The following is a 22,119-nucleotide window of genomic DNA, read 5'->3' on the forward strand; positions in this document are numbered from 1 at the left end:
CCCTAGGCGTATGCGCGAACTCGCGGTCGTCGTGGGGACCCGGCCGGAAATCATCAAGATGGCGCCGGTGATACGGGCCGCAGAGGGCCGGTTCGACCTCCACCTGGTCCACACGGGCCAGCACTACGACCCCGAACTCAGCGGGACGTTCTTCGAGTCGCTCGACCTCCCGACACCGGACGAGAACCTCGCCATCGGGTCGGGGACGCAGGCCGAACAGACCGGACAGGCGCTCGTGGGCGTCGAGTCGATGCTCGCCGACCGCGACCCGGCGGCCGCCATCGCACAGGGCGACACCAACGCCGTCCTCTCGACGGCGCTCGCCGCCGCGAAACTCCCGGTCGCCTTCGGTCACGTCGAGGCGGGCCTCCGGAGTTTCGACCGGACCATGCCCGAGGAGGTCAACCGCGTCGTCTCGGACCACGTCGCCGACTTCTCCTTCGCTCCCACCGACCAGGCCGTCTCCCACCTCGAGAGCGAGGGGGTCACCGCCGGCGTCTTCCGGACGGGCAACACCGTCGTCGACGCCTGCCGCGAGCACGCCCCCCTCGCCGCGGAGCACTCGACGGTGCGCTCGGACCTCGGCCTCGCGGGCGAGGACTACGTCGTCGCGACCATCCACCGCCCCTCGAACACGGACGACTCCGACCGCCTGCGGGCGGTCGTGGACACCCTCGACGACGCCGACGCGCCCGTCGTCCTCCCGGCCCACCCCCGAACGAGGAGCGTCCTCGACGGGATGGGCTACGACCCGTCGGGGTCGCTGCGACTGGTGGACCCGCTCGACTACCTCGACTTCCTGGACCTGCTGGCCAACGCCCGCGTCGCCGTCACCGACTCGGGCGGTATCCAGGAGGAAGCGTCCATCCTCGAAGTCCCGTGTCTCACCGTCCGCCCGAACACCGAACGCCCCGAGACGGTCGAGGCGGGCGTCAACGAACTCGTCGGACCCGAGACGCTCGCGCCCCGACTGGAGGCGCTCTTGACCGACGACGCCGCGTGCGCCGCCATGACCGGCCACCCGGACCTCTACGGCGACGGGCGGGCCGGCGAGCGCATCGTCGACGTGCTGGCCGAGCGGGTCTGAGGGGGGTCCGCGGAACGGGACGTATTTCCCGCCGAGTCGCGTCCCCGCATCCAATGGTCGAGTCCACTCGCGTCCTCTGGCTCACGCCCGACAAGCCCGCGAACATCAGCGTCGGGCGGCGACGCATCGCGGAGTGCCTCGAAGCGGACGGGTTCGACGTGACCCTCCGCGGGACCACCCCCGCGACGGTCCGCGAGTCCCTCCGCGAACGCGACGCCTACGACGCCGTCGTCGGCACCACCCGCGCGGGGGCACTCGCCGGGTGCGCGCTGAAACTGCTCGGGACGCCCCTCGTCGTGGACCACGTCGACCCTATCCAGCAGTTCGAGCGCACGCACCCCCGCGCGCTCTCCCTCGCCGTCCGTGCCGCCGAGAACGCCGCCTTCGCCCTCGCCGACCATACGCTGTACGTCTACGAGGAGGAGGAAGCGCGGGTCCGGCGGTACGCCCGTGAGGCGACGGCGACGGACCTCGGCGTCTCCTTCGACCGCTTTGCCGACCCCGACCCCGAGAGCGTCGACCGGGCGCGCACTCGTCTCGACGAGGCGGGCGTCGGGTCGGAGAACGTCCTCGTCTACGTCGGCGGCCTCGAACCCATCTACGAGGTCCCCCAGCTTCTGGCGGCGATGGTCCACCTGCCAGACTGGACGCTCGTCGTCCTCGGGGCGGGGTCGCTTGAGGGGCGGGTCGAACGGGCCGCCCGCGACCGGGAGAACGTCGTCTTCCTCGGGACCGTCCCCCACGAGGACGTTCCGGGCTACCTCCACGCGGCGGACGTGGGCGTCTCGCTGGTGGACGACCCGCACACGCTGAAGGTGCTGGAGTACGGCGCGGCCGGACTGGGCGTCGTGCAGGCCGCCGGACGGGCGGAAGAGCGCTTCGGGGCGTTCGTCTCGTTCTGTGAGCCGTACCCGGCGGAGATCGCCCGCGCGGTCCGCGAGGCGGACGAGATGGGTGGGAGCGAGGACTTCCGGGAGTACGTCCGGCGATTCGACTACGCGCGAATCGCAGAGGATTATAGTCGGACGCTCCGAGCGGTGGTCAAGCGATGATCGACCCCGACTACTCCGTCTGTCTGACCCACTACAATCAGGGACGAACGCTAGAGCGGAGTCTTGAGAGTATCCTCGCTCAGTGTCCTCCTGCGACGGAAGTAGTGGTCGTGGACGCCGGGAGCGACGACGGTAGTCTCCCTGTATTGAGACGACTGGCCGCCGAGAGTGACGCGCTCCGTCTCATCGTTGACCCCGGCTGTAACCGCGGCGAGGGGCGCCAGCGCGCGCTGGTGGAAGCCCGGGGCGAGCACGTCATCGCCAACTACGACTTCGACCAGGAGTACGGCGACATTCTCGGTCCGATTCTCGATGTCTACCACGACGTGCAAGTACGGGAGGGGCCCGTCGCCCTCCGCACCGCGGGCAACCTCTTTTTCGCCCCACGTACCCTTCTGCTGGAGGTGGGCGGCTATCGCCCCATCATGCGCGGCGAGGACCACGAGCTGACCGACCGGCTGGAGGACGCTGGAAAACTCCGGTACCTCCCCGTCCTGTACACCCGGAACATCGACTCGCCGGAGCGGACGCCGAAACAGCGCCTCCAGCGGGGCTTCCGATCGGCGAAGGGGCTGTACCGCATCGGGTTCACCCCTGCCCAACTGTTCCGGTTCCTCTACACCCAGCACTCTCTCCCCACAGCAGTCGCGGGGACCCCCGTCTACCTCACAGGTATCCTCGCCGGTGCGCTCGCGGGCCGAGTGTACAACGCCCGGCGGAAGGACTGGCGCGAAATATTCGAGATGTCGGCACGCCCGACCTATCGTGACCTGTTGGTCGAGGTGCCTCCGGAACTCGCCGAGTACGCCGTCACCGACTGATGGGCAACTCGGACCCTCGCGACTCCCTCCGAACGCTGTTCAAGGGCGGAAGCGTGCTCTTCCTCGGCCTCCTGCTCGAACTGGCAATCTCGTTCGTCGCCAAACTCGTCATCGCGCGAGTGCTCGGCCGGGTCGACTACGGAGCCGTCTCGCTCGGTATCACTCTCACGGCGTTCGTTTCGACGCTCGTCGTCCTCGGTCTGCATACCGGCATCGGACGGTTTCTCCCGCGCTACGAGGACCCGGGCCGGCGCAAGGGGGTCCTGCTATCGGCGTTCGAACTCGCCATCCCGCTCTCGGTGCTCGTCGGGGGGGCCATCGCCCTCCTTGCTCCGTGGCTGGCGGGGGCAGTGTTCGACGACTCCTCTATCGCTCCCGTCCTCCGGGTGTTCGGGCTGGCGATTCCACTGGCGGCAGTGATGAAACTCGCTGTCGGTGGCGTGCAGGGGCTCCAGTCCTCGCTCCCGAAGGTGTTCATCAGGAACGTCTCGCTCCCGCTGACGCGCTTTGCGGGCGTCGTCGTCGCCATTCTGCTGGGTTTCCGCTCGACGGGCGTGGCGTGGGCCTACGCGGCTTCCTACGCCGCTGCGGCAGGGGTGGGGCTGTACTTCCTCTGGCGGGACACCCCGTTGTTCGACCGGGCGGTTGAGGCAGTCCCCATGCGCCGGGAACTGCTATCGTTCTCCGCGCCGCTGGTCGTCTCGACGACGATGACACTCGTCTTCTCGGACATCGATATGTTCATGCTGGGTATCTACGCCTCGACTGGCGACGTCGGGGTGTACAACACGGTTTACCCCCTCGCACAACTGCTCACAGTGGCGATGAGCGCCTTCGGATTCATCTTCATGCCCGTCGTCTCGGAACTCCAGACGGCCGGCGAAGAGGACGCGTTAGGACGGCTGTATCAGGTCGTCACGAAGTGGATCTTCCTCGCCACGTTCCCGCTGTTCGTCCTCATGGTGCTGTTCCCGGAGGCGACCATCGCACTCACCTTCGGCCCCGAGTACCTCCCCGGAACGACGGCGCTGGTCGTCCTCTCGGTGGCGTTCTTCACACACGCCATCGCCGGACCGAACGCCGACGCGCTCACCTCGCTGGGCCGGACGCGCCTCATCATGTACGACAACGCACTGGTTGCAGCGGTGAACGTCGTCCTCAACGTGGCGCTCATCCCGCAGTACACCTTCCTTGGGGCGGCGGTGGCGACGGCCGTCTCCTACGTCCTCCTGAACGCTCTGTACGCCGCACAGCTCTACCGGTTCGCCGGCTTCCATCCTGTCACGGGCACGCTGGCGCGCATCGCCGCTCTCAGCGGGTTCCTCGCGGTTGCCCTCTATCTCGCGGTCACGAGCGCGTTCGCGGACCCGGTCGTCCAACTGGCCGTCGCCGGGAGTGTCTTCGCGGTCTGTTACGCCGTTGTCGCTCTTCGATTCGGCGTCGAGGAGGAGGAGGTGATGCTCCTGTTGAGCTTCGAGGAGCGGTTCGGCGTGGACCTCGGCCCGCTGAGAGCCATCGCGACGCGGCTGATGGACTGACGTGTGGGTGCGACCACCACGGCTAATACCACCCGCTCGTACCACCGCCCATGAGCGACAGCGAGAGCGGTGACCCGCCCGAACTGGGGAAGGTCGACCGCGAGTTCTTCGACGAGTTCATCTACCCCTATCTGGGTGCCGACCGGGAAGACGTGACGCTCGCCCCGCAACACGGCGTGGACTTCGGCGCCATCGACGTCGGCGGGAAGACGGTGGCACTCGCCACCGACCCCGTGTTCGTCATGCCGTCGCTCGGCTTCGAGCGCGCGGCGTGGTTCGCCTTCCACATTCTCATGAGCGACGTCGCGGTGTCGGGCATCCCGCCGACGCACCTGAGCATCGACTTCAACCTCCCGCCCGAGATAACCGACGAGGAGTTCGAGACGGTCTGGTCGACGATGGACCGCGAGGCGAGAGACCTCGACGTCTCGGTCGTGACGGGCCACACCGCCCGCTACGCTGGGTGCAACTACCCGATGGTCGGCGGCGCGACGGTCCTCGGGGTGGGCGACCCCGACCAGCTCGTCCGGCCCGACGGCGCGCGGGTGGGCGACCGTGTCGTCGTGACGAAGGGACCCGCCGTCGAAGCGACCGGCCTCCTCTCCATCCAGTTCGAGTCGCTGATGCGCGGCGAGGTGGCCGACGACGCAATCGAGGCCGCGAAAGAACGGTTCTACGACATGTCGCCCGTGCGCGACGCCCTGACCGTCGCGGCCGCCGGCCCGCCGACGGCGATGCACGACGCTACCGAGTGCGGGGTCTACGGCGGCCTCTACGAACTCGCGCGGGCCGCCGGGGTGCGCATCGAGGTGGACCGCGATGCGATACCCGTCCTGCCGGGCGTCCGCGAGGCCTGCGCGTTCTTCGATGTCGACCCGTGGGCGTCCATCAGCGAGGGGACCCTGCTGGCGACGGTGCCCGCCGACCGCGTCGACTCCGTGCTCGCGGCCCTCGACGAGGAGGGCATCCCGGCCGCCGCCGTCGGAGAGGTAGTCGAGGGGTCGGGCATCGAGGTGAGCGGCGAGGACGTCGACCACCCCGGCGTGGACCCCTTCTGGGGCACCTTCGAGGAGTACATGGGGAAGCTACAGGCAGACGAGTAGCCGAGGCGAGGGTCCAAGTCGCTCGCACCCCTTCTCCCGGTATGAGCACGAACGAGTCAGCGACGGCCACCCCGCTTCGCCCCGCCGACGGCGACGAACTGGACGAGGTCCTCGCCGCCCACGACACCGTCCTCGTGGAGTTCTACACGAAGGGGTGTGCGCTGTGTCAGGCGATGGAACCCGTCCTCGGGAACGTCGCGCGCGAGATGGGAGCGAAGCGAGCATCTCGGAACGAGAGAGCGGGGAGCGAAGCGACCCACGAGTCGCGCGCCACCGACGTGACCGTGGCGATGGTCAACCCCGGGGAGGACATCGGCCTCGTCGACCGATTCGACATCCGCTCCGTCCCCACGCTCCTCCTCGTCCGAGACGGCGAGGAGGTGGCCCGTCTCGCGGACGGCTTCACCGGGGCAGGGGACGTGGTCACCTTCCTCGAACGTCACACGGAAGAGGCGGTCGAAGGCTGAGGTGACGGGTGCGGTCGTGGTGCGGTCCTGGTGGGCTCGAAGTTCTCGTGAGTGAGCGTCGCGAGCGAACGAGAGCCAGTGAGACGCGAAGCGTCTCACGCGGGCGAGTGCGCCACCCGAAGCACGACGAAGTAAGCACTGCAGCGGCGTGAGCGGAGCGAGCAGAGCGAAGCGCGCAGCGAGTGGCGCGAGGGTAGCGGACGAGGGCTTCGGAGTCGTTCCCGTCGTCGCTGGCACCGACAACTGCTTCGTGGTTCCCCGACTCTGCTAGCGACCAGTATCGCTTAGTGTCGACTCCCCGTATCGTCGCGCCATGCGACAGCCAGCGCCCGTCTCGCGTCCCGTCGTGCTCACCGTCGCGGGGAGCGACTCCGGCGGCGGCGCGGGCATCCAGGCGGACCTGAAGACCATCGAGGCCGGCGGCGGCTTCGGTACGAGCGTCGTCACCGCCGTCACCGCCCAGCACACCCGCGGCGTGGAGTCGTCGTTCGTCCTCCCACTCGACGAAATCGAGGCGCAACTCGACGCCGTCCTCGGTGACTTCGACGTGCGGGCGGTCAAGACCGGGATGCTGGCGACGGGCGAGGTGGTCGAGGCGGTGACCGACCGCGCCCGCGAACTGGACGCGCCGCTGGTCGTGGACCCGGTGATGGTCGCCACGTCGGGCGACCGACTGCTGGCGGAGGCGGCCGAACGCGCCTACGAGGAACTGGTGGGCGAGGCGACGGTGGTGACGCCGAACGCCGACGAGGCGGCGGTCCTGACGGGCGTCGACGTCGAGGACGAATCGAGCGCCCGCGAGGCGGGCGAGGCCCTCCGCGAGATGGGTGCGGAGTACGCCCTCGTGAAGGGCGGGCACGTCGACTCGGGCGACGAGGTGATCGACACGCTGGTCGGCCCGGAGGGGCGAGAGACGTTCACCCACGCACGGGTGGACACCGACGCGACCCACGGGTCGGGGTGTACGCTGTCGAGTGCAATCGCGACCCATCTCGCCCACGACGAGGCCCCCGCCGCGGCGGTTGGCGACGCCACGTGGTTCATGGAACGCGCGGTCAGGTACCACCACGACGTTGGGCAGGGGCCGGGCGCGGTCCACCACCTCGTGGCCCTGCGCGAGCGTGCGGACCGCCAGCCGACGCAGGAGGCCGTCGAGGAACTGGTCCGGGCGTTCGTGGACGCCGACGTCGGCCCGCTGGTCCCCGAGGTGGGGACGAACGTGGTCGGGGCGGGCGCGTACGCCGAGTCGGGCGACGAGGTGGTGGCCGTCGAGGGGCGCATCGCCCGGACCCTCTCGGGGGTCGAACCCACGCGCGGGACGCGCTTCGGCGCGTCGAGCCACGTCGGCCAGTTCCTCCTCGGCGCGCGGGAGGTGGACCCGGAACTCCGCTTCGCGGTGAACCTCCGGTTCGACGACCGGGTCGAACGCGCCCTCGACGGCGTGCCGTGGCCGGTTGCGACGGCCGACGGCGGAAGCGAGGGGGACGAAGCCGACGAGGAGGAGGGCGAGCGCGGGGAGTTCACGGCGGCCCGGCGGACGCTCACGGCGGCGAGTCGGACCCCGCGGGCGGTCGTCAACCCGGCACGGGTGGGCTACGAACCGACGACGCTGGTGCTGGCGCGGGAGGCCGACGTACTCCGGGAGCGGACGCTGACGCTCCTCGATAGACTGGAAGAGAACTGAGCCGTCACCCGTACGACCGGCTTATCTCCACCACGTCGGTCGACCCACACTCCTCGCATCTGACGCCGGCCGGGGCGTCGGACTCGGGGACGGTGGTCGTGAACACGGTGTCACAGTCGTTGCACTCCCAGGCGATGGTCTCCTGGGTGCGGAACGCCGATTTCACGCGTTCGAGGAGGCTCATGGTCGACTCCTTCAGGACCCTCCACGCACGAGTGACGGCTCCGAGACCGGGTCCGGAGACATCCAGGTGACTGTCGTCTACGTGACGGATCCTCCCGAGGACGCGATACTCAACACGTACTCGGCAGAGGACACGTCGAACCCTCATCTCGAACGCGCGCTCGACGTCGAACCGTTGTCGAACGGCTCCGGGACGGTATCGAAGTACATCGTGCAATCGGAAAACGCGTCCGCGTCCGAGGACGCGTTCGCCCGGTACAACTACTCGAAGACGGCCAACGGGACGGACGTCTCCGGGTACTACTTCGAGCGGGACGGGCACGTGTTCGCCGTCACCTGGATAACGTTCGTCTGATTCGTTCACCGGCCGTCGTCGTGTATCGAGTACCCCGGCCGCGACGTGTTCAATAGTGTTTCGGCCACCGGGGAACCCACACCGTTTTACTCCGGCACCCGTCACTTCCGAACCATGACTGCGGAGGGCATCGTCGGCGAGTACCTCGCGTTGAAGGAGGAGACCGACGCGGACGTGCTGGCGATGCAGATGGGCGACTTCTACGAGTTCTTCCACGAGGACGCCGAACTCGTGGGGCGCGAACTGGACCTGAAGGTCTCGGAGCGCTCCTCGGGCGGCGAGGCGTACAAGATGGCGGGCGTCCCGCTGGACGACCTGACGCCGTACCTGAGCGCGCTGGTCGAACGCGGCTACCGGGTCGCCGTCGCGGACCAGTACGAGACGGACGACGGGCACGCGCGGCGCATCGAACGGGTCGTCACGCCCGGAACGTTGCTGGAGACGAGCGACGGAGACGCGCGCTACCTCGCGAGTGTCGTCCGCGGAGGTTCGGGAGACGAGTACGGCCTCGCGTTCGTGGACGTGACCACCGGGAAGTTTCACGTCACGACGGCCGACGACGGGGCGAGCGCGCTGACCGAACTGTACCGCTTCGCGCCGACGGAGGTGCTCCCGGGTCCCGAGGTCAGGAACGACGACGCGTTGCTCGGCCGACTCCGGGAGCGACTGGACGCGACGCTGACGCTCCACGCGACGGACGACTTCGCGCCGGGGAGAGCGCGCCACGCCGTGCGCGAACAGTTCGGCGCGGCCGACGAGTCGGTCGGACTCGATTCGGACCTCGCGGTGCGCGCGGCGGGCGCGGCGCTCTCGTACCTGCGGGAGACGGGGACGGGCGCGCTGGCGTCGGTCACCCGCCTGCGGACCTACCGCGGGGACGACCACGTCTCGCTCGATGCCACGACCCAGCGCAACCTCGAACTCACGGAGACGATGACCGGCGGGGGTCGGTCGCTGTTCGACACCGTCGACCACACGACGACGAGCGCGGGCGCTCGTCTCCTGAAGGAGTGGCTGGGCCGCCCGCGGCGGGCGCGGGGCGAACTCGACCGGCGACAGTCGGCGGTTGCGGCGTTCTGCGAGGCCGCACTCGCCCGCGAGGAACTGCGCGAGACGCTCTCGGAGGCGTCGGATCTCGAACGGCTGGCGAGTCGGGCGGTGTCCGGGAGCGCCGACGCCGCCGCCCTTCTGCGGGTGAAGGAGACGCTGGCGCTCCTGCCGGAACTCGCGGCCCTCGTGGACGCGACGCCGCGACTGACGGACTCGCCGGTCCGCGAGATACTCGACCGGCCGGACCGCGAGGCGGCCGCCGAACTCCACGACGCACTGGAGGAGGCACTCGCGGAGGACCCACCGAGTACGGTCACGCAGGGCGGTCTCATCCGCGAGGGGTTCGACGACGAACTGGACGACCTGATCGCGCGCCACGAGTCGGCCGTCGAGTGGGTCGACACGCTCGCGGACCGCGAGTCGCGCGAACACGGCATCTCACGGCTCTCGGTGGACCGCAACAAGACCGACGGCTACTACATCCAGGTCGGGAAGTCGGAGGCGGATTCAGTCCCAGACCACTACGAGGGCATCAAGACGCTGAAGAACGCCCAGCGGTACGTCACCGACGAACTCCGCGAACGCGAACGCGAGATACTCAGACTGGAAGAACGGCGCGGCGACCTGGAGTACGAGGTCTTCCGGGGACTCAGGGAACGGGTCGCCGACCACGCCGAACTCCTGCAGGACGTGGGCCGTGCCGTCGCGGAACTCGACACGCTGGCGAGTCTCGCGACGCACGCCGTCAGGAACGACTGGGCGCGTCCCGACCTCGTGGCGTCCGGTCCCCTGCACGTCGAGGCGGGCCGCCACCCCGTCGTGGAGGCCGACACCGAGTTCGTCCCGAACGACCTCTCGCTGGACGAGGACCGGCGCTTCCTCGTCGTGACGGGGCCGAACATGAGCGGGAAGTCCACCTACATGCGACAGGCCGCCCTCATCACCCTGCTCGCGCAGGTGGGGAGTTTCGTCCCCGCCCGGTCCGCGACGGTGGGGCTGGTCGACGGCATCTACACCCGCGTGGGGGCGCTCGACGAACTCGCGCAGGGGCGCTCGACGTTCATGGTAGAGATGCAGGAACTCTCGAACATCCTCCACTCTGCCACCGAGGACTCGCTGGTCATCCTCGACGAGGTGGGCCGCGGGACGGCGACGTACGACGGCATCAGCATCGCGTGGGCCGCCACCGAGTACCTGCACAACACGGTGGGCGCGAAGACGCTCTTCGCCACGCACTACCACGAACTCACGGGGCTGGCAGACCACCTCCCCCGGGTGGCGAACGTCCACGTCGCCGTCGACGAGGGGTCCTCGGCTGCCAGCGGGACGGAGTCCCGCGCGGTGGACGAGTCCGACGGCGACGTGACCTTCCTCAGGACCGTCGAGGAGGGGGCGACGAACCGTTCCTACGGGGTCCACGTCGCGGACCTCGCGGGCGTCCCCGGGCCGGTCGTCGACCGGGCGGCGGAGGTGCTGGACCACCTGCGCGAGGAGAAGGCCATCGAGGCGAAGGGAGGCGGCGGCGGGTCGGTACAGGCCGTCTTCGACCTCGGGTCGGGGCAGTTCACCACCGGCACCGACGACGCCCCCGAGGCGTCCGCCGACGGGGGAGAGGAACCGCCCCCGTCGCTCGACCCGGAGACGGAGGCCGTCCTCGCGGACTTGCGCGCGACGGACCCGAACGAGTTGACGCCCATCGAGGCGTTGCAACTGGTCGGCGACCTCAGGGGGCGGTTGCCCGATGAGTGAACCCCGGGAGGACGTCGACGGCGAGGCGAGTAGGGAGGCGCCGAAGCCCATGCTGGCGACGGTGAGTCAGAAGGCGATCCTGTTCGGCCCCGACGGCCGCCTGCTCGTGTTGCGCGAGGCCGACGGCGACTGGGAGTTCCCGGGCGGGCGCATCGACCGCGGCGAGGCGGTCATGCCGGCGCTCCACCGCGAACTCCGCGAGGAGACGGGCCTGTCGGTCACGGTCGGTGGTCCGGTCCACACCGCCGTCCGGAAGCGCCACGATCGGGGGAAGTTCTTCGTCTACTACCGCTGTGCCACCGACGAGGCGGACGTGACGCTCTCCGAGGAACACGTCGACAGCGAGTGGACGACGCCCGAACGCGCGCGGGACCGACTCAACGACCGCTGCCGGTCGGCGCTGGAGCGAGTCCTCGGGCGCGAGGAGTAGTCGGTCCCCGTCCGCACACGCGGGGTGGCTTTTTGTCGCCCGGGACTGAGGTGACGGACGATGATACTCCAGTACGCCATCATCCCCATCGACCCGGACAGCCACGACGAGGCCATCGAGGCCCTCACCGAACTCGGCCAGCGCTCCCGCGAGGAGGAGGGTGTCCTCGAGTACCGCGTTACCACCGACGTGGACGATGACGCCGTGATTCGCATCTTCGAGCAGTACGAGGACGAGGAGGCCGTCGAGGCCCACATGACCAGCGAGCACTTCGAGGCGTTCCAGGAGCAGATTCCGGACTTCGTCGGCGGCGAGGTGGAACTCTACAAGTACGAGGTGTCCGACTCGACGCAGTTGATGTGAGAGAGCGCGGGATTCATGTGAGCGACTCCCCTCGGTCGCTCGTATGACCCGCACGCCCGAGAGCGAGGTGAGCGCCCGGTGACGGACACGAGGGACATCCGTGCGCTCGACCCGAAGACCGTCGAGCGAATCGCCGCCGGCGAGGTGGTCGAGCGGCCTGCCTCTGTAGTAAAAGAACTCGTCGAGAACGCCATCGACGCCGACGCCTCGCGGGTGCGCGTCGCCGTCGAGAGCGGCGGCATCGACGGGGTCCGCGTCACCGACGACGGCGTCGGGATGTCCCGCGAGGCGGTCGAGCGGAGCGTCGAACAGCACACCACCTCGAAGATACGCGACATCGAGGACCTCGAATCGGGCGTCGCCACCCTCGGCTTCCGGGGGGAGGCCCTCCACGCCATCGGGGCCGTCTCGGAACTCACCGCCACCACCAAACCCCGTGGCGGCGGCCAGGGAACCGAACTCGTCGTCCGCGGCGGCGACGTGCAGTCCGTGGGGCCGGCGGGATGTCCTGAGGGGACCACCGTAGCGGTGTCGGACCTGTTCTTCAACGTCCCGGCGCGCCGGAAGTACCTCAAACAGCCCTCGACGGAGGCCGACCACGTCCAGCGAATCGTCACGGGCTACGCCCTCGCGAACCCAGACGTGGCCGTCGCCTTCGAGGCGGACGGGCGGGAGCGCTTTGCCACCACCGGGCGGGGCGACCTGCGCTCGACAGTGATGAACGTCTACGGACGAGAGGTGGCGAGCGCGATGGTCCCCGTGGCCCCCGACACGCTCCCGGACGGCCCCCTCGACGGCGTCTCCGGCCTCGTGAGCCACCCCGAGACGACCCGCGCGAGTCGGGAGTACTGCGCCACGTTCGTCAACGGGCGGTTCGTCACCGCGAGCGCCGTCCGCGAGGCCATCGTCGACGCCTACGGGACGCAACTGGCCCCCGACCGCTACCCCCTCGCCGTCGTCTCCCTCGACGTGGACCCCGCGACGGTGGACGTCAACGTCCACCCCCGCAAACTGGAGATCAGGTTCGCCGACGAGGCGGGCGCCCGCGCGCAGGTCGAACACGCCGTCGAACGCGCCCTCCTCGACGAGGGCCTGATTCGCTCGGGCGCGCCTCGTGGCAGGTCGGCCCCCGACCAGACCGAAATCGCACCCGAGTCTGGCGAAGAGGCCGAGACGGACGACGCCCCCGACCCGGGCACGCCGGAGACGTCGGCGAGTCGGGAGAGTCAGCGGAGTCGGCGAGGACGGGCCAGTCGTACCGACAGCGAGGCCCACGCGGACGACGGGTGGGAGGCGCGCGGGCGGGCCGCCGCGGACGTCGACTCGGCGGGCGTCGAGTCGGTCGACGTCGGACAGTCGAGTGCGGCGAGCGACGACGAATCCACCGATTCGTCCACCGTCGAGGAACGTGGCGGCAATCGGGCGACGGGGACGGACGACGGTTCCTCACCCGAGTCCTCGACTGACCCCCACGACCGCCGGGACCGGAAGTTCCGCGCGGCGACCGAACAGACCCGCCTGTCGGGGCGCGCGCCCGAGTCCGAACGCGAGTACGACCGCCTGCCCGCCCTCGACGTCCTCGGGCAGTACGACGACACGTACGTCGTGGCGGCCACCGACGACGGTCTGGTGCTGGTCGACCAGCACGCCGCCGACGAGCGGGTGAACTACGAACGACTCAGGGCGGCGTTCGCCGACGGCGTGGACGTCCAGTCGCTCGCCGAACCCGTCCGACTGGAACTCACGGCCCGCGAGGCGGCGCTGTTCGAGGAGTTCGCGGACGCCCTCGCGTCGCTCGGCTTCCACGCCTCGCTCGCGCCGGACGACGACCGAATCGCGGAGGTCAGGACGGTTCCGGCCCTGCTGACAGGGCGCGAGGACCTCGTCCGGGACCTGCTGACGGCGTTCGTCGCGGGCGACGGGGCGGCCACCGTGGAGGCCGCCGCGGACGAACTGCTCGCTGACCTCGCCTGCTACCCCTCCATCACGGGCAACACGTCGCTGACGGAGGGGTCGGTCGTCGACCTGCTCTCCCGACTGGACGACTGCGAGAACCCCTACGCCTGCCCGCACGGGCGGCCGACCGTCGTCGCGTTCGACCGCGAGGAGATCGAAGACCGCTTCGAACGGGACTACCCCGGCCACGCGGGGCGACGGGCGGAATGATTTTATCCGAGTAGAGACAGTCAAAAATATGAACACGGAATCGACACCGTCCGGCGGGCGGGTGGAACCGTGACGCTCGTCACGTTCGGGGAGGCGTCGCTCCACCTCGCCGCGCCCGACCGCGAGCGACTCGTGACGGCCGACGGCCTCCGGGTCCACGTCGACGGTGCGGAGTCGAACGCGGCGGTTGCGGCCGCCCGCCTCGGCGTCGAGTCGGTGTGGCTCTCGAAGCTCCCGGACTCCCCGCTGGGGCGGCGCATCGCGGGCACCCTGCGCGGGCACGGCCTCGACGCGGACGTCGTCTGGGCCGACGGCGGGGAGCGACAGGGTGTTCGCTACTTCGAACGGGGGAGCGACCCGCGTCCCGACGTCACCGTCGACGACGCGGCGGGGGCGGCGGTCACGCGACTGGCCCCGGAGGACCTCAGCGTCGACCGCCTCCGGGGCGCGGGGGCGTTCTACACGACGGCGGCGACGATGGCGCTCTCGCGTGACCTCGTGCGGACCTGCGCGACGTTGCTGGCGACGGCGAGCAACGCGGGCGTCCGCACGGCGTTCGGCCTCGGCCCCCGGGGGCGCTGGTCGCCCGAGGCGGCCCGCGAGACGGTCCGCGACCTGTTCTCGGACGTGGACGTCCTCGTGGCTCGCGAGTCGGACGTGCGGGCCGTCCTCGGGCGCGACGGGACGGCCCGCGAACTGGCCCACGCACTGGCGACGGCCCACGATTTCGAGCGCGTCGCCCTCACGCGCGGCGACCGGGGCGGCGTCCTCTGGGAGGACGCGACCTGCCACCAGCGTGCGGCCACCGAGACGCGCGTCGTCGACCCGACCGGGGCGGCGGACGCCTTCGCGGGCGTGGTCCTCGCACGGACGATGGCGGGCGCGGGGGCGGCGGAGACGCTGGCCGACGCCGTCGCCGCCGAGACGCTGGCGCGGACGGTTCCGGGACCGCTCTCGACGGCGACTGCGGCCGACATCGCGGAGGTCGTCGCGCGGATGGACGACGAGCGAGACCGGCGCAGTCAGTAATCCGACGGCGACGCCGTAACTCGAAATCCTCTCACCACTACGTACTGAGACGATACTGATTTGTAAGAAAGACACTCACCCGTCGGTATGAGAACGAACTACGTGGTGGTCTGTGCGCTTCTCGTCCTCGCGTCGGCCATCGCACCGACAGCCCTCGCACAGACCGAGGACGTGACGCTCACCGTGACCGTCGTGAACGAGGACGGCGACCCGGTCGGCGGTGCGGAGTTGACCGTCTCGTGGGACGGCGGCGAGGCCACCGAGACGACCCGGTCGAACGGACAGGCACTCATCGACGTTCCCGAGGGCAGCGACGTGACCATCACCGTCGCGGACGACCGCTACGTCCGCAACGCGCCGTTCGTCGTCACTGACGCGCAGGGCGGCGAGGTGACCGTCGAGGTGGCCCGGCAGGGGTCGGCCGTCGTCCGCGTCGCCGAGGGGAGTCAGGGGCTGGCGAACGCCCACGTCGTCGTCTCGCGCGACGGCGAGGCGGTCGTCAGCGGGTCGACCAACGAGAACGGCGGGTTCCAGACGGGCACCATCGAGCAGGGGTCGTACGACCTGAGAATCGTCAAGCCCGGCTACTACGCCGTCGAGCGCTCGCTGTCGGTCACAGGCGACGTCTTCCGGACGGTGTCGCTCGAACAGGGGTCCGTCTCCGTGACATTCCGCGTCGTCGACGACCACTTCGCGGAGAACCGGACGCTCGCCGGGTCGACGGTCCGCGTCGGGTCGCTGGCGACGCTCAACACCTCGCAGGACGGCGCGGCGACCATCGGCATCCCCGTCAACTCCGTCTTCGAGGTGCGCGTCTCGAACGACGGCTACCGGACCGGGACCGAACGACTCGTCGTCAACGAGTCGGGCACCACCGTCACCTACGGCATCCGGCGCACCCCCTCGCTGACCGTCTCGCCCGCGAACACGCAGGTCGTGGTCAACCAGACGGTCCGCGTCGAGGTGACCGACGAGTACGACGAGGCCGTCGCGGACGCCACCCTCACCCTCGACGGCGAGTCGGTGGCGACCACCGGCGCCGACGGCGTCGCCCGCGTCCGCATCCCGTCGGCCGGCGACCACGAACTCGCCGCGACGACGGGCAACGTCACCGCCGAGTCGGTGACCGTCGAGGGGGTCAGCGCCGGGCAGGCGACCCGGACGGCGACCGACACGCCCGAACCGACCACCAGCGAACCCACCGACACGCCCGCCCCCACCACGACCACCTCCAGCGGCGACGGGCCGGGCTTCGGCGTCCTCGCGGCCGCCCTCGCCCTCGCCCTCTCGGCACTCCTGCTCGGCCGGCGGCGCTGAAGAACCGCGTTCCCCTCCCTAGCTCGTCGAGAACCCGCCGTCGATGACCAGTCCGTGGCCCGTCACCCACGACGCCTCGTCGCTGGCGAGAAAGCAGATGGCGTCCGCGATCTCCTCGGGTTCGCCGAGTCGGCGCAGGGGGTACCGACGCAACATTGCCTGCTTCGCCGCCTCCGGGTCCTCCTTCGACTCCCAGTGCTGTCTGCCGAGGTCGGTGTTGACGAAGCCCGGACAGACGGCGTTGGCGCGCACGCCCTTCGGCCCCGCCTCGGCGGCGACGGCCCGCGTGAAGTTCAACACCGCGCCCTTCGTCAGCGAGTAGACGGCCTGCTTCGGGAGACCGTACAGCGCCGCCAGCGAGGCCACGTTGACGATGCTCCCCGACCCCTGTTCTTTCATGATGGGCAACGCGGCGTGACAGCCGTTCCAGACCCCGTTGACGTTGATGTCCATCACGAAGTCGCGCGTCTCGGCGTCCGTCTCCTCCGTGTAGGCGGGCGGATGGCCCGTCCCGGCGTTGTTGACGAGGACGTCGAGGCCGTACTTCTCGTCGGTGGCCTGCACGAGGTCGTGAAAGCGGTCGGCGTTCGTCACGTCGAGTTCGTGGGTGACAGCCTCGCCACCCGCCTCGCGGATGGCGGTCGTCGTCGCCTCGGCACCCTCCCTGTCGACGTCGGTGACGACGACGTGTGCACCCTCCTCGGCGGCCCGCAGTGCCGTCGCTTCCCCGATACCCGCACCAGCACCCGTAATGAAGACCGTCTTGCCGTCGAATCGCATACACGGGCCACGGGGTGTGGTGACATAAAACCGGGAGCAGGTCCGGCGTCGACCGCAAGCGATTCCCCGTCCTGTGCCCACACACCTCCATGCTCGCTCCCGGTGACGACGCCCCCCGGTTCGAACTGCCCGACCAGCACGGCGACACCGTCGAACTCCCCGAGGAGGGGGCCGCGGTGGTCTACTTCTACCCCCGGGCGGACACGCCCGGCTGTACCACCGAGGCCTGCGGCTTCCGCGACGCGTGGGACGCCTTCGAGGAGCGTGCCGTCCCCGTCTTCGGCATCAGCGACGATTCCGTCGACGACCTCGCCGACTTCGCGGAGAAGTACGATCTGCCCTTCCGCCTGCTGTCGGACGCCGACGGGTCGGTCGCCCGACAGTACGACTCCTACGGCGAGAAACGGGTGGGCGGGAAGACCTTCGAGGGGGCCTTCCGGAACACGTTCGTCGTCCGCGACGGCGACGTGGTGGCGGTGTTCGAGGGGGTCTCGCCGGCGGGCCACGCCGAAGAGGTGCTGGCTGCCCTCGACGGGGGCGGCACGTCCGCGTAGGCGTCGTCCGGAGCGAAAGAACGACGCCCTCCCCCGCGGAACGTCATCGCATGACACGACCCCTCGACGGGAAGTCGGCGGTAGTGACTGGCGCGAGTTCCGGCATCGGCGCGGCGACGGCCCGCCACCTGGCTCGGGACGGCGCGAACGTGGCGCTCGCGGCCCGGCGCAAACAGCACCTCGTCGACCTGCGCGAGGAACTCGAAGACGAGTTCGACGTGGAGGCGGCCGCCGTCCCGACCGACGTGCGTGAGGAGGTGATGGTCGAGGAGCTCGTCGAGACGGCGGTCGACCGGTTCGGCGGCCTCGACGTCCTCGTGAACAACGCCGGCCTCGCCCGCGGGTCCAGCGTCGAGGACCTCTCGACGGACGAGTACCGGCTGATGATGGACACGAACGTCGACGGGATGTTCTTCGCGACGCGGGCGGCCCTCCCTCACGTCCGCGAGTCCGAGGGGACGATCGTCTTCATCGGGAGCTTCGCGGGGCAGTACCCCCGCCCCTTCAACCCGGTGTACGCCGCCACGAAGTGGTGGACCCGCGGGTTCGCCCACAGCGTGGCCGCACAGGTCGGCGACGAGGGCGTCGCCGTCTCCGTCATCAACCCCGCGGCCGTCCGCACGGAGTTCGAGGTGCCCGGCAGCGGTGACCTCGACGGGAGCGGCAAGTTCAAAGACCGGTTCGCGCCCGGCGAGGCGGTCGAACCCGAGGAGGTTGCCGAGGCCGTCGCCTACGTCGCCCGACAGTCCCCCTCGATGGTGAGCGAACTCGACCTCTACAACCGCGACAAACTGACGCTGTTCTGAGTCCTGGGGGTTCCGAACTCAGCGCAGTTCGACGCGGAGGGCCTCCTCGGGCGTCCGGCCCGCCCGGACGTATCCCGAGGGCCCCTTCTCGAAGGCCGCGACGGTGACGACGAGTCGCCCCGGGTCGAGGGTGGCACGGAGGACGGGGCCGACGCCCGTGACGACGACGTAGGGCGGTCCGGCCACCGGCCGCGCCCGGAGTTCCTCGCCCGCGGCGTCGACCGCTCCGGCGAGGACGTTCGGAAGGCGATCGAACACGCCCGACTCGCGCAGGCACGCCTCCAGGTAGTCCCCGAGTCGGTCGTCCGGCGTCCCCTCGACGGCCTCCGCACACGACAGCACCGCCACCACGAGCGACCGGTGCTCGGAGAGCAGGTACGCCCGCACGTCGCTCTCGACGTTCATCCCGCTGCGCAGTTGTTCGGCCCGAGTTCGAGTTCGAAGGCGGTTCCCTCGTCGACCGCCTCGCGCCCGAGGTTCACCGCGATGACTCGCTCGAAGTTCGCCGGGCGCGCCCCCATGCGCTCGGTGACGTACGCGACGAACTCCTCCTCGCTCATCCCGAAGGCGGGCAGGGACTCGCGCAGGTCCCCGAGTCGGGCGACGTGCGGGCCGGCCCCGCCGTCCGCGGGGTCGTAGTGCCCCGGCGCGACGAGGGCGTCGTCGGGCAGGTCGGCGAACCGCCCGACGAGCGTCCGGTGGAGGTCGCGGGCGTGGTCGGCGGCCCCCTCGTCGCCCGCTTCGAGGTCCGGCCGGGGGACGCGTTCTGTGAACAGGCCGTCACCGGTCAGGAGGACGTCTCCTCCCTCCTCGCGTCCGCCGTCCTCGGTCTCGTCGCCTCCACTCCGAACGCGATAGGCCGTCATCTCGGTGGTGTGGCCCGGCGCGGCCACCGCCTCGACGGTCGCTCTGCCCACCGCGAGCGAGTCGCCCGCTTCGAGGAGCGTGAACCGCTCCGGGTCGGCGAGTCCACGCTCCGTCGCCTCGGCCGGAAGGACCGGCCCGACTCCCTCCTCGGCGAGTTCGCGGAGTGCGGAGACGTGGTCGGCGTGGACGTGGGTGTCGAGTGCGTAGCGCAGTTCGGCGCCGTACTCCCGTGCGTCCTCGACGTAGCGGTCGGCGAACGCGCGAAGCGGGTCGACGACGGCCGCCTCGCCGTCGCTGACGACGAGGTAGGCCAGACACCCGCTGGACGGGCGCGCGTACTGCACGACCCGTGGCTCCTCGGAGACGGTCGTCGCTTCGTAGAGGCGCGCCCACCCCTCCATCCCGCCGGCGAGGTTCGCCGCCTCGATGCCCTCCCCTTCGAGGAGGCTCGCGACGTACGCGCTCGCCTCCCCACGGGCGCAGACGGCGACGACGGGTTCCGCGACGTTCTCGACGAGGTCCGCGACGCTGTCGGTCGCCTCGGCGGCGACGAATTTCATGTAGGGGACGTCGGTCCGGTCGACGTTCTCGCCCTCGATGCGCCACGCGTCTATCTCGCTCCGGTTGCGCACGTCGAGGAGGTGGACCGACTCCCCGGCGGCGAGTCGACGCCGCACCTCCCGCGCGTCGAGCGACGTGACCGGTCGTTCGGGATCCGGGTACTCCTGGCTCACGTACCGGGGGACGCTCGGCGGGCGAATAAGCTCCCGGGCGAACGTATCAGCTCGTGGGGGACATCCTTCATACGGCCGGCGCGAGTCCCGTCGAGCATGAACGAGGAGGAGTTCACCGCGACCGTCCGCGAGGAGTGCGCACAGGAACTGGACCGCCTCGGCAGCGAGAAGGCGCTGGTCGCGACGACGGCTGCCCAGCTGGAGGACGACCGCGTCCTCGAGTCAGCGGCGCAGGCCGAGCAGCGCGCTATCGAGACGTTCGAGCAGTGGTCGACGACGGAGGCCAACACCGAGGCGCAGACCACCTTCGAGCGCATCCTCGGACAGGAGCAGGACCACTACGACCGCATCGCAGAACACCTGGAGACGGTTTCCGAGGCCGACGAGGACGAACTGCACGAGTATCTCCGCGGCCTGGACGACGCCATCGAGCGCGTCGCCGCCGGCGTCGTCGCCCGCGGGATGGTCTCCTCGCGGTCGCTCCTCCAGACCATCAACTACTTCGTCAACGAGTCGGACGAGGCGACGGCCGACCTCTTCCGGGACATCCGTGCGGAGACGGACGAACAGGTGGAGTCGGGCGCACGGCTCCTTGCGGACCTCTGTGCCGAGGACGCCCAGTGGGAGCGCGCGCAGACGGCCGCCGTCCAGACCATCCAGTTGGCCTACGAGGAGTACGCCGAGAGCCTCGAAGGGATGGGCATCGACCCGAAGCCCGTCTGCTAGGAGTCCCCACGCTTTTCGTCGTCGGATGGTGCGAAGCGCCACCGCTCTCCACGGGCGACCCGTGAGTCGCCCGTGGGGAAGCGAGACGGCTCCGCCGTCTCGCCCTCCTCGAAAAACCCTGCATTGCGAGACGCGAAGCGTCTCGCAGGCTCCCAGAACCGCGTCGCTCCGCGACGCGGACGCTCTCTTTCCCCCGACCGCAACGCTACGATTCCGTCTGGCGAACAGGCGACTTTCCCTCACCGAACGCCCAGTCGCGCGTCGTGACCGACGCCGGGGCGCGTCGCGCCCCGCACCCGCGTCACGTCCGGCGTCGCTCGTCAGTGCATGGGGTCGGGTGGTCCCGCCCTCTCACTTGAACCCTCGCTCACTCCTGTTCGGGCGGTTCGTCCTGGAAGGCGTCGACGGCCTCGCGGAAGTCGTCGGGGACGCGGGTCGTCTCGCCGTCCCCGTCCACGGCGACGTGGACGACGTGGCCCTCTGCGAGCACCTCGTCGTCGCGCTTTCGTCGGGTCCGGGTGGCAAAGAAGATGCTCGCGCGACCGATGCGTTCGACCCGGACGGCGGTGACCAGTTCGTCCTCGAAGTGGGCCGGACGGCGGTAGTCGAGGTCGACGTGCGCGACGTGGACGTCCCAGTCGGCGGCCCGGATGGCCGCGTAGTCGTAGTCGATGGCCCGGAAGAAGGCGTTTATCGCCTCGTCCTGGAAGGTGACGTACTCGCCGTAGAAGACGACCCCCTGCTGGTCCGTCTCGGCGAAGCGCACGCGGTTCTCGAAGACGTCGTGCATATCGGGGGAGGGTCGCGGGGGGAGGTAACTACTCGGTCTCGGTGCCCGCGTCGGCCTCGGTCTCGGCGTCGGTCTCCGTCCGCGGTCCCCACCCACGGACGGCGTCGATGGCCTTCTCGGAGAACTCCACCTCGCTCAGTTCGCCGTCGTCGAGGGCGCGGAGCCACGACTCGCGGACCTCCCACGTCCCGTGGACGACGCCCTCGGGGTTGGTGAGGGTCGCCCCGATGTCCCGGTGTTCCCACCCGTCGTACTTCCGGAGGGCGACGACCACCTGCCCGACCTGTCGCGGGGGGACCCCCCCGGCGGGAACGACCGTCTCGTAGACGAGTTCGAGCGTTCCGTCGACCGTCCCCGCGTCCACGAGGTAGACGTTCTGACTCATCAGGTTCGTCTCGAGGTGGTCGGCGAGCGCATCGACGTCGAGCCCGGACATACCCCGAGGAACGGCGGGCGCGGACAAAAGCG

Annotated in this window: 23 protein-coding genes; 17 read left to right on the top strand and 6 right to left on the bottom strand. The window is 70.0% G+C overall.

The annotated features are described in order from the left end of the window. Positions 1-10 precede the first annotated feature (10 nt). The 7 genes from wecB to thiD all read left to right on the top strand — a co-directional run bounded on the left by wecB (position 11) and on the right by thiD (position 7,752). Positions 11-1,087 carry a non-hydrolyzing UDP-N-acetylglucosamine 2-epimerase gene (gene wecB / locus NKG96_RS02465; RefSeq protein ID WP_254536873.1) on the top strand — a complete coding sequence of 359 codons (1,077 nt, stop codon included), beginning with the start codon at positions 11-13 and terminating at the stop codon, positions 1,085-1,087. A gap of 53 nt (positions 1,088-1,140) precedes the next feature. Then, on the top strand, positions 1,141-2,139 hold the full coding sequence (locus tag NKG96_RS02470; protein WP_254536874.1) for a glycosyltransferase: 999 nt from the start codon (positions 1,141-1,143) through the stop codon (positions 2,137-2,139). Continuing rightward, on the top strand, positions 2,136-2,960 hold the full coding sequence (locus NKG96_RS02475) for a glycosyltransferase family 2 protein (RefSeq protein WP_254536875.1): 825 nt from the start codon (positions 2,136-2,138) through the stop codon (positions 2,958-2,960). Before NKG96_RS02470 ends, NKG96_RS02475 begins: the two co-directional genes overlap by 4 nt. After that, positions 2,960-4,498 (top strand): flippase, encoded by a 1,539-nt coding sequence (locus tag NKG96_RS02480; protein ID WP_254536876.1) that lies wholly within the window; start codon positions 2,960-2,962, stop codon positions 4,496-4,498. Before NKG96_RS02475 ends, NKG96_RS02480 begins: the two co-directional genes overlap by 1 nt. A 50-nt stretch (positions 4,499-4,548) precedes the next feature. After that, the gene (locus tag NKG96_RS02485; protein ID WP_254536877.1) at positions 4,549-5,601 is read left to right on the top strand and encodes an AIR synthase family protein; all 1,053 of its coding nucleotides are present in this window, start codon (positions 4,549-4,551) and stop codon (positions 5,599-5,601) included. A gap of 41 nt (positions 5,602-5,642) precedes the next feature. Next, the gene (locus tag NKG96_RS02490) at positions 5,643-6,068 is read left to right on the top strand and encodes a thioredoxin family protein (RefSeq protein WP_254536878.1); all 426 of its coding nucleotides are present in this window, start codon (positions 5,643-5,645) and stop codon (positions 6,066-6,068) included. A 313-nt stretch (positions 6,069-6,381) separates the two neighbouring features. Then, positions 6,382-7,752 carry a bifunctional hydroxymethylpyrimidine kinase/phosphomethylpyrimidine kinase gene (gene thiD / locus NKG96_RS02495; protein ID WP_254536879.1) on the top strand — a complete coding sequence of 457 codons (1,371 nt, stop codon included), beginning with the start codon at positions 6,382-6,384 and terminating at the stop codon, positions 7,750-7,752. A gap of 4 nt (positions 7,753-7,756) precedes the next feature. Here the strand turns inward: thiD and NKG96_RS02500 are convergent, their stop codons facing one another. Then, a complete protein-coding gene (locus NKG96_RS02500) occupies positions 7,757-7,936 on the bottom strand; it encodes a hypothetical protein (protein WP_254536880.1) in 180 nt (59 codons plus the stop codon). Positions 7,937-8,002: 66 nt separating this feature from the next. Between NKG96_RS02500 and NKG96_RS02505 the strand changes: the two genes are divergently transcribed. The 7 genes from NKG96_RS02505 (at position 8,003) to NKG96_RS02535 (ending at position 16,394) form a co-directional block, all read left to right on the top strand. Then, the gene (locus NKG96_RS02505) at positions 8,003-8,290 is read left to right on the top strand and encodes a hypothetical protein (protein ID WP_254536881.1); all 288 of its coding nucleotides are present in this window, start codon (positions 8,003-8,005) and stop codon (positions 8,288-8,290) included. A gap of 114 nt (positions 8,291-8,404) precedes the next feature. Further along, positions 8,405-11,089 (top strand): DNA mismatch repair protein MutS, encoded by a 2,685-nt coding sequence (mutS, locus tag NKG96_RS02510; protein WP_254536882.1) that lies wholly within the window; start codon positions 8,405-8,407, stop codon positions 11,087-11,089. Further along, complete coding sequence (locus tag NKG96_RS02515) at positions 11,082-11,519, top strand: NUDIX hydrolase (RefSeq protein WP_254536883.1); 438 nt, start codon at positions 11,082-11,084, stop codon at positions 11,517-11,519. Before mutS ends, NKG96_RS02515 begins: the two co-directional genes overlap by 8 nt. 60 nt (positions 11,520-11,579) lie before the next feature. After that, complete coding sequence (locus NKG96_RS02520; RefSeq protein ID WP_254536884.1) at positions 11,580-11,882, top strand: putative quinol monooxygenase; 303 nt, start codon at positions 11,580-11,582, stop codon at positions 11,880-11,882. Positions 11,883-11,960: 78 nt separating this feature from the next. After that, positions 11,961-14,048: a DNA mismatch repair endonuclease MutL gene (gene mutL / locus NKG96_RS02525; protein WP_254536885.1), complete on the top strand. Its 2,088-nt coding sequence runs from the start codon at positions 11,961-11,963 to the stop codon at positions 14,046-14,048. Between the two features lie 69 nt (positions 14,049-14,117). Next, positions 14,118-15,077, top strand: coding sequence for a sugar kinase (locus NKG96_RS02530; RefSeq protein WP_254536886.1), 960 nt, complete (start codon positions 14,118-14,120; stop codon positions 15,075-15,077). Between the two features lie 87 nt (positions 15,078-15,164). Then, positions 15,165-16,394, top strand: coding sequence for a carboxypeptidase regulatory-like domain-containing protein (locus NKG96_RS02535; RefSeq protein ID WP_254536887.1), 1,230 nt, complete (start codon positions 15,165-15,167; stop codon positions 16,392-16,394). An 18-nt stretch (positions 16,395-16,412) separates the two neighbouring features. Here the strand turns inward: NKG96_RS02535 and NKG96_RS02540 are convergent, their stop codons facing one another. Further along, positions 16,413-17,174 (bottom strand): SDR family NAD(P)-dependent oxidoreductase, encoded by a 762-nt coding sequence (locus tag NKG96_RS02540; protein WP_254536888.1) that lies wholly within the window; start codon positions 17,172-17,174, stop codon positions 16,413-16,415. Positions 17,175-17,263: 89 nt separating this feature from the next. Here NKG96_RS02540 and NKG96_RS02545 point away from each other — a divergent pair, with 89 nt between their 5' ends. Together NKG96_RS02545 and NKG96_RS02550 are read left to right on the top strand one after the other, a co-directional pair. Beyond that, positions 17,264-17,728, top strand: coding sequence for a peroxiredoxin (locus NKG96_RS02545; protein ID WP_254536889.1), 465 nt, complete (start codon positions 17,264-17,266; stop codon positions 17,726-17,728). Positions 17,729-17,778: 50 nt separating this feature from the next. Further along, complete coding sequence (locus tag NKG96_RS02550) at positions 17,779-18,534, top strand: SDR family oxidoreductase (protein ID WP_254536890.1); 756 nt, start codon at positions 17,779-17,781, stop codon at positions 18,532-18,534. 18 nt (positions 18,535-18,552) lie between these two features. Here the strand turns inward: NKG96_RS02550 and NKG96_RS02555 are convergent, their stop codons facing one another. Both NKG96_RS02555 and NKG96_RS02560 read right to left on the bottom strand, forming a co-directional pair. Then, on the bottom strand, positions 18,553-18,939 hold the full coding sequence (locus NKG96_RS02555) for a DUF7988 family protein (protein WP_254536891.1): 387 nt from the start codon (positions 18,937-18,939) through the stop codon (positions 18,553-18,555). Beyond that, positions 18,936-20,135, bottom strand: a complete 1,200-nt coding sequence (locus NKG96_RS02560; RefSeq protein WP_254536892.1) for an MBL fold metallo-hydrolase — start codon at positions 20,133-20,135, stop codon at positions 18,936-18,938. The genes NKG96_RS02555 and NKG96_RS02560 overlap by 4 nt, the downstream gene beginning before the upstream one ends. Before the next feature lie 96 nt (positions 20,136-20,231). On the opposite strand from NKG96_RS02560, the gene NKG96_RS02565 reads away from it, so the two are divergent. Further along, the gene (locus tag NKG96_RS02565) at positions 20,232-20,861 is read left to right on the top strand and encodes a rubrerythrin family protein (protein ID WP_254536893.1); all 630 of its coding nucleotides are present in this window, start codon (positions 20,232-20,234) and stop codon (positions 20,859-20,861) included. A 367-nt stretch (positions 20,862-21,228) separates the two neighbouring features. Here the strand turns inward: NKG96_RS02565 and NKG96_RS02570 are convergent, their stop codons facing one another. Together NKG96_RS02570 and NKG96_RS02575 are read right to left on the bottom strand one after the other, a co-directional pair. Beyond that, complete coding sequence (locus tag NKG96_RS02570) at positions 21,229-21,651, bottom strand: acyl-CoA thioesterase (RefSeq protein WP_254536894.1); 423 nt, start codon at positions 21,649-21,651, stop codon at positions 21,229-21,231. A gap of 28 nt (positions 21,652-21,679) precedes the next feature. Next, positions 21,680-22,087, bottom strand: coding sequence for a DUF8159 domain-containing protein (locus tag NKG96_RS02575; RefSeq protein WP_254536895.1), 408 nt, complete (start codon positions 22,085-22,087; stop codon positions 21,680-21,682). Between the last annotated feature and the right edge of the window lie 32 nt (positions 22,088-22,119).

The sequence above is a fragment of the Halomarina litorea genome (assembly GCF_024227715.1).
Taxonomy (GTDB): Archaea; Halobacteriota; Halobacteria; order Halobacteriales; family Haloarculaceae; genus Halomarina; species Halomarina litorea.

What these genes read in the sequence shown, in the direction of transcription:
- wecB (WP_254536873.1), top strand. Translation starts at nt 11, where the DNA reads ATGCGCGAACTCGCGGTCGTCGTGGGGACCCGGCCGGAAATCATCAAG.
- NKG96_RS02470 (WP_254536874.1), top strand. Translation starts at nt 1,141, where the DNA reads ATGGTCGAGTCCACTCGCGTCCTCTGGCTCACGCCCGACAAGCCCGCG.
- NKG96_RS02475 (WP_254536875.1), top strand. Translation starts at nt 2,136, where the DNA reads ATGATCGACCCCGACTACTCCGTCTGTCTGACCCACTACAATCAGGGA.
- NKG96_RS02480 (WP_254536876.1), top strand. Translation starts at nt 2,960, where the DNA reads ATGGGCAACTCGGACCCTCGCGACTCCCTCCGAACGCTGTTCAAGGGC.
- NKG96_RS02485 (WP_254536877.1), top strand. Translation starts at nt 4,549, where the DNA reads ATGAGCGACAGCGAGAGCGGTGACCCGCCCGAACTGGGGAAGGTCGAC.
- NKG96_RS02490 (WP_254536878.1), top strand. Translation starts at nt 5,643, where the DNA reads ATGAGCACGAACGAGTCAGCGACGGCCACCCCGCTTCGCCCCGCCGAC.
- thiD (WP_254536879.1), top strand. Translation starts at nt 6,382, where the DNA reads ATGCGACAGCCAGCGCCCGTCTCGCGTCCCGTCGTGCTCACCGTCGCG.
- NKG96_RS02500 (WP_254536880.1), bottom strand. Translation starts at nt 7,936, where the DNA reads ATGAGCCTCCTCGAACGCGTGAAATCGGCGTTCCGCACCCAGGAGACC.
- mutS (WP_254536882.1), top strand. Translation starts at nt 8,405, where the DNA reads ATGACTGCGGAGGGCATCGTCGGCGAGTACCTCGCGTTGAAGGAGGAG.
- NKG96_RS02515 (WP_254536883.1), top strand. Translation starts at nt 11,082, where the DNA reads ATGAGTGAACCCCGGGAGGACGTCGACGGCGAGGCGAGTAGGGAGGCG.
- NKG96_RS02520 (WP_254536884.1), top strand. Translation starts at nt 11,580, where the DNA reads ATGATACTCCAGTACGCCATCATCCCCATCGACCCGGACAGCCACGAC.
- NKG96_RS02535 (WP_254536887.1), top strand. Translation starts at nt 15,165, where the DNA reads ATGAGAACGAACTACGTGGTGGTCTGTGCGCTTCTCGTCCTCGCGTCG.
- NKG96_RS02540 (WP_254536888.1), bottom strand. Translation starts at nt 17,174, where the DNA reads ATGCGATTCGACGGCAAGACGGTCTTCATTACGGGTGCTGGTGCGGGT.
- NKG96_RS02545 (WP_254536889.1), top strand. Translation starts at nt 17,264, where the DNA reads ATGCTCGCTCCCGGTGACGACGCCCCCCGGTTCGAACTGCCCGACCAG.
- NKG96_RS02550 (WP_254536890.1), top strand. Translation starts at nt 17,779, where the DNA reads ATGACACGACCCCTCGACGGGAAGTCGGCGGTAGTGACTGGCGCGAGT.
- NKG96_RS02555 (WP_254536891.1), bottom strand. Translation starts at nt 18,939, where the DNA reads ATGAACGTCGAGAGCGACGTGCGGGCGTACCTGCTCTCCGAGCACCGG.
- NKG96_RS02565 (WP_254536893.1), top strand. Translation starts at nt 20,232, where the DNA reads ATGAACGAGGAGGAGTTCACCGCGACCGTCCGCGAGGAGTGCGCACAG.
- NKG96_RS02570 (WP_254536894.1), bottom strand. Translation starts at nt 21,651, where the DNA reads ATGCACGACGTCTTCGAGAACCGCGTGCGCTTCGCCGAGACGGACCAG.
- NKG96_RS02575 (WP_254536895.1), bottom strand. Translation starts at nt 22,087, where the DNA reads ATGTCCGGGCTCGACGTCGATGCGCTCGCCGACCACCTCGAGACGAAC.